The 5712-nt window shown below is 68.5% G+C and carries 5 protein-coding genes; 4 read left to right on the top strand and 1 reads right to left on the bottom strand.

What is annotated here, in order from left to right:
- Window positions 1-1807: molybdopterin-containing oxidoreductase family protein (locus ADBZ6I_RS15570; protein WP_526385404.1), on the top strand; the 1807-nt coding region annotated here is incomplete at its 5' end.
- 14 nt (window positions 1808-1821) lie between these two features.
- Entirely contained in the window at window positions 1822-2265 is a 444-nt protein-coding gene (locus ADBZ6I_RS15565; protein WP_526385402.1) for an SRPBCC family protein, read from the top strand.
- On the opposite strand, the gene ADBZ6I_RS15560 is transcribed toward ADBZ6I_RS15565, so the two are convergent.
- Window positions 2262-3428: a pyridoxal phosphate-dependent aminotransferase gene (locus ADBZ6I_RS15560; protein ID WP_526385406.1), complete on the bottom strand. Its 1167-nt coding sequence runs from the start codon at window positions 3426-3428 to the stop codon at window positions 2262-2264. The two genes, ADBZ6I_RS15565 and ADBZ6I_RS15560, sit on opposite strands and share 4 nt — an antisense overlap.
- Before the next feature lie 181 nt (window positions 3429-3609).
- Between ADBZ6I_RS15560 and ADBZ6I_RS15555 the strand changes: the two genes are divergently transcribed.
- Window positions 3610-4821 (top strand): acetyl-CoA C-acetyltransferase, encoded by a 1212-nt coding sequence (locus ADBZ6I_RS15555; protein WP_526385400.1) that lies wholly within the window; start codon window positions 3610-3612, stop codon window positions 4819-4821.
- Between the two features lie 36 nt (window positions 4822-4857).
- Window positions 4858-5712: enoyl-CoA hydratase/isomerase family protein (locus tag ADBZ6I_RS15550; RefSeq protein WP_526385398.1), on the top strand; the 855-nt coding region annotated here is incomplete at its 3' end.

Genomic DNA, 5712 nt, shown 5'->3' with positions numbered 1-5712 from the left:
CGGTCTGGGCCTGGGCACGCATCTCTACAGTGCGTCTTCCCAGGACACCCACAGCCGGCTCATGGCCAGCCAGTTGCTGTACGGCATCCCGTCGACGGTGCCCATCCCGGATCTGTCCCGCACCGATCTACTGGTGGTGATGGGGGCCAATCCGGTTGTCTCGCATGGCAGTCTCCTCACCGCACCCCGGATCAAGGACCGGATGCGCGATGTCGTCAAGCGCGGCGGCCGGGTGATCGTGATCGATCCGCGCAAGACTGAGACCGCCGCGCAGTTCGAGTGGCTCGGAATCGTCCCGGACACCGACGCCCTGCTGCTGCTGTCGCTGTTGCAGGTGATGTTCGCCGAGGACCTGGTGAACCGGCCGGCGGTCAAAGCCCAGGCCGACGGTCTGGGCTGGCTGGCCGAGCAGTGCGCACCCTTCACCCCCGATCGCACCGAGTCCGCCACCGGCGTCCCCGCCGACACTGTCCGAGCCCTGGCCCGCGACCTCGCCACCACTCCGCGGGCAACGGTGTACGGCCGAATCGGCACCTGCGCCGGCCGGTCGGGCACCCTCACGTCCTATCTGATCGACGCGGTCAACCTCGTCGCCGGCAACCTCGACGTCCCGGGCGGCGCGGTGTTCGGCGCGCTGGGCTTCCCCGGCGAGCAGTGGGTGCTCAAGGCTTTGGGCGCCGTGCTGCGGTTGGACTATCGCCGGAACCGTTCCCGCATCGGCGGATTCGGCAACCTGGTGCGCAGCGAGCCGGCGACCATGCTGGCCAGGGAGATCACCACTCCCGGTGACCGGCAGGTGCGGGCGCTTTTCGTCAGCGCCGGCAATCCGGTGTTGTCGGTGCCCAACGGCGCCGAACTGCAGGCGGCCATGGCCGAACTGGAACTGTCGGTGGCACTGGACTTCTACCTCACCGAAACCACGTCGCAGTGCGACTACGTGCTGCCCGTCACCACCATGTACGAGCGGGACGACTTCGGCCTGTTGTTCCAGACGTTCCACGCCACGCCGTTCCGGCAGGTCACCGAGGCGGTTGTGCCGCCGCGCGGACAGGCGCGCTCCGAGTGGGAGATCGTCGACGACCTCATGCGGCGGATGGCCAGGCGCACCCCGGCCTTCGCCGCCCTGGCGGCGCTGCGCGCCGGCGCAGGCGTGGTCGGGCGTCGGCTCAGTCCGCGCCCGGTCGCCGATGCCGTCATCCGCATCTCCCGCGGCGGCGACTGGTTCGGACTGCGCCGCGGCGGCCTGTCCTTCGGGCGGCTGGCCGCAGAGCTTCCGCACGGCCAGGTGGTGGACCCGCAGATCGAGACCGGTGTTCTGCGCGCGGCCGTCGCCTACGGGGACGGCCGGGTTCGTTTGCGGCACAAGCAGATCAGCGCCGCGATCGAGGAGCTGCGGCACCGGCAGGATCCGGAGGGCTTCCCGCTGCGGCTGATCGGGATGCGCGAGGCGCGTTCGGAGAACTCGTGGATGCACAACGCGCCGTTGCTGATGCGCGGCGACCGGCAACCGCGGGCGCTGATGCATGTGCGCGACGCCGCGCGGCGCGGCATCGAAGAAGGCGACGACGTGGCGGTGCGCTCGCCGTTCGGGAAGATCGCGCTGCCGGTGCGGCTGACCGAGGACATCGTCGCCGGCACCGTGGCCATCCCGCACGGCTGGGGGCATCGCGGCGGCGGCTGGCGGCTGGCCAACCAGGTCGGCGGCGCCAACGTCAACGATTTGACGTCCAACGACCCCGACGACGTCGAGTCATTGTCCGGAATGGCCTGGCTGACTGGTGTTCCCATCGAGGTGGAACGGACTTAGATACTGTCGATCCCATGGCAGCCACCGATTCGCGCGAAGTCGTTATCGAAGCGACCCCGGAAGAGATTATCGACGTGATCGCCGACGTCGAGAAGGCCCCCGAGTGGTCGCCGCAGTACCAGAGCGCCGAGGTGCTCAGCACCTACGACGATGGCCGGCCGAAGCGGGTCAAGATGAAGATCAAGGCGGCGGGCATCACCGACGTGATGGAAGTCGAGTACAGGTTCACCGGCACGACCGCCGGCTGGACGTTGATCAAGTCCGGCCAGCTCAAGAAGCAGGAAGGCAATTACACGCTGACCCCGGCTGGTGACACGACGAAGTTGAGGTTCGAACTCACCGTCGACCCCTCGATCCCGATCCCCGGTTTCCTGCTCAAGCGGACTCTCAAAGGGGGGTTGGAAACAGCCACCGACGGTCTGCGTAAGCAGGTGCTCAAGCTGAAGAGGGGCGGCTAGGAAGCGCCCAGCCCCCGCAGCCGGCGGATGCCCTCGTCGAGGGTCTCGTCGCGCTTGCAGAAAGCGAAGCGAACCAGGTGGTTCCAGGCCTCCGGCTCACCATCGCAGAACGCCGACATCGGGATGGCCGCCACCCCGGCGCGGTGCGGCAGTTCCTCGCAGAACGCGGTGCTGTCCTCGAAACCCAACGGACGGGGATCGGCGCACAGGAAGTAGGTGCCGGCGCTGTCGTGCACCTCGAAGCCGATGTCGGTCAGCGCGGCGGCCAGCCGGTCACGCTTGGCCTGCAAGGAGTCCCGAAGCCGGTCCACCCAGTCGTCCTCGTGGTCGAGCGCGTAGGCCACCGCGGGCTGGAACGGTGCCCCGCCGACGTAACTCAGGTACTGCTTGGCTGCCCGCACCCCGGCGGTGAACTCCGGGGACCCGCACGCCCAGCCGATCTTCCAACCGGTGCAGTTGAACATCTTCGCCGCGCTGGAGATGGTCACCGTGCGTTCCGCCATGCCGGGGTAGGTGGCCAGTGGCACGTGTCTGCGTCCGTCGAACGTCAGGTGCTCGTACACCTCGTCGGAGATCACCAGCAGGTCCGCCTCGACCGCCACCTGAGCCAGTGCCCGCAACTCCTCGTCGGTGAGCACCAGGCCGGTCGGGTTGTGCGGGGAGTTGACGATGACGGCCCGGGTCCGCGGGGTGATCGCGGCGCGCAGCGCGTCGACGTCGAGGGCGAAGCTACGCCCATCGCGCACCAGCGGCACGGCCACCCGCTGTGACCCGGCCATTGCGATCACCGGGGCGTAGGTGTCGAAGAACGGCTCGATGACGATCACCTCCGAGCCCGGCTCGACCAGCCCGAGCACCGCGGCGGCGATCGCCTCGCTGGCTCCGACGGTGATCAGAACTTCGGTGTCGGGGTCGAATTCCTGGCCGTAGCGGCGACGGCGCTGGGCGGCGACCGCCTGGCGCAGCTCGGCGATGCCGAGGCCCGGCGGGTACTGGTTGACGCCGTCGGCGATCGCCTGGCGGGCCACCTCCAGCATCGCGGCCGGGCCGTCTTCGTCGGGAAAGCCCTGGCCGAGGTTGACGGCGCCGACCTGGGCGGCCAGCGCCGACATCTTGGCGAAGATGTTCACCGAGAAGGGGCGCAGGCGTTGGACCGTTGTCATCGCTGGGCCGATGACATTCGGGTCAGTCGCCGGGCCGACGACATCGGACTCCGTCATGGGCGTCGAGCCTACTGCGACAGCTCCCAACCAACAGGTTGGCCGAGGTCAATTGTTACCGTCCAGTAGTGACGACTAGGCTCTCTAGCCGCACCCCTTACCAATTACTCACGAGGGAAAAACCATGTCCGAAGAAGCCTTCATCTACGAGGCCATCCGCACCCCCCGCGGCAAGCAGCGAAACGGCGCCCTGAACGAGGTCAAGCCGCTTAACCTGGTCGTAGGCCTGATCAACGAGATGCGCTCGCGCCACCCCAACCTTGACGAGAACATGATCAGCGACGTCGTCCTGGGCTGTGTGTCCCCGGTCGGCGACCAGGGCGCCGACATCGCCCGCACCGCCGTCATCGCGTCCGGTATGCCCGACACCGTCGGCGGCGTCCAGCTCAACCGGTTCTGCGCCTCCGGCCTGGAGGCCGTCAACACCGCCGCCCAGAAGGTGCGCTCGGGCTGGGACGACCTGGTCTACGCCGGTGGTGTGGAGTCCATGAGCCGCGTGCCGATGGGCGCTGACGGCGGCGCGCTGTTCAGCGACCCGGCCACCGTCTACGACGCCTTCATCGTGCCGCAGGGCATCGGCGCCGACCTGATCGCCACCCTGGAGGGCTTCTCCCGCGAGGACGTCGACGCCTACGCCGCGCAGTCTCAGGAGCGCGCGGCCGCGGCCTGGTCGGGCGGCTACTTCGCCAAGTCCGTGGTTCCGGTTCGCGACCAGAACGGCCTGCTGATCCTCGACCACGACGAGCACATGCGCCCCGGCACCACCGTGGAGAGCCTGGGCAAGCTCAAGCCCGCTTTCGAGGGACTGGCCGCGATGGCCGGCTTCGATGATGTGGCGCTGCAGAAGTACCACTGGGTCGAGAAGATCAACCACGTCCACACCGGCGGCAACAGCTCCGGCATCGTCGACGGCGCCGCGCTGCTGCTCATCGGCAACGAGAGGGCCGGCAAGGCCAACGGCCTGACCCCGCGCGCCCGGATCGTGGCCACCGCCACCAGCGGCGCCGACCCGACCATCATGCTCGTCGGGCCCACCCCGGCAGCGCTGAAGGCCCTGGACCGGGCCGGCCTGACCGTCGACGACATCGACCTGTGGGAGCTCAACGAGGCATTCGCCTCGGTGGTGCTGAAGTTCCAGAAGGACCTCAACATCCCCAACGAGAAGCTCAACGTCAACGGAGGCGCCATCGCGATGGGCCACCCGCTGGGCGCTACCGGCGCCATGATCACCGGCACCATGGTCGACGAACTCGAGCGACGCGGCGCCAAGCGCGCCCTGATCACGCTGTGCATCGGCGGCGGTATGGGCGTGGCCACCATCATCGAGCGCGTCTGAGCAGCGCCGGAATTTTAGAGGAGTAAGCGAAAAACTATGGCAGAGAACACCATTCACTGGGACAAGGATGCCGACGGCATCGTTACCCTGACCCTCGACGACCCCACCGGCGGGGCCAACGTGATGAACGAACACTACAAGGAGTCCATGCACAAGGCCGTCGAACGCCTTGTCGCCGAGAAGGATTCGATCACCGGCGTCGTCATCACCAGCGCCAAGAAGACCTTCTTCGCCGGCGGTGACCTCAAGGCGATGATCACCGCGGGCCCGGAGAACGCCGGCGAGATCTTCGCCGAGGTCGAGGCCATCAAGGCCGACCTGCGCGCGCTGGAGACCCTGGGCAAGCCGGTCGTCGCGGCCATCAACGGCGCCGCCCTGGGCGGCGGCCTGGAGATCGCCCTGGCCTGCCACCACCGCATCGCCGCCGACGTGAAGGGCAGCGCGATCGGCCTGCCCGAGGTGTCGCTGGGCCTGCTGCCCGGCGGCGGCGGGGTGACCCGCACCGTGCGGATGTTCGGCATCCAGAACGCCTTCGTCAACGTGCTGAGCCAGGGCACCCGGTTCAACCCGAAGAAGGCCAAGGACACCGGCTTGGTCGACGATCTCGTGGGCTCCGCCGAGGAAGTGGTCCCGGCTGCCAAGGCGTGGATCAAGGCCAACCCCGAGGCATCGGTCCAGCCGTGGGACGCCAAGGGCTACAAGATGCCCGGCGGCACCCCGGCCAGCCCGGCGCTGGCGGCCATCCTGCCGTCGTTCCCGTCGCTGCTGCGCAAGCAGATCAAGGGCGCCAACATGCCGGCACCGCGGGCCATCCTGGCCGCCGCGGTCGAGGGCGCGCAGGTGGACTTCGACACCGCCAGCCGCATCGAGAGCCGCTACTTCACCAGCCTG

The sequence above is a fragment of the Mycobacterium sp. genome (assembly GCF_044342925.1).
Taxonomy (GTDB): domain Bacteria; phylum Actinomycetota; class Actinomycetes; order Mycobacteriales; family Mycobacteriaceae; genus Mycobacterium.
Note: the sequence above shows the minus strand (reverse complement) of the source record. Positions and strands in the feature narration are given on the sequence as shown.

What these genes read in the sequence shown, in the direction of transcription:
- ADBZ6I_RS15565 (WP_526385402.1), top strand. Translation starts at nt 1,822, where the DNA reads ATGGCAGCCACCGATTCGCGCGAAGTCGTTATCGAAGCGACCCCGGAA.
- ADBZ6I_RS15560 (WP_526385406.1), bottom strand. Translation starts at nt 3,428, where the DNA reads ATGACAACGGTCCAACGCCTGCGCCCCTTCTCGGTGAACATCTTCGCC.
- ADBZ6I_RS15555 (WP_526385400.1), top strand. Translation starts at nt 3,610, where the DNA reads ATGTCCGAAGAAGCCTTCATCTACGAGGCCATCCGCACCCCCCGCGGC.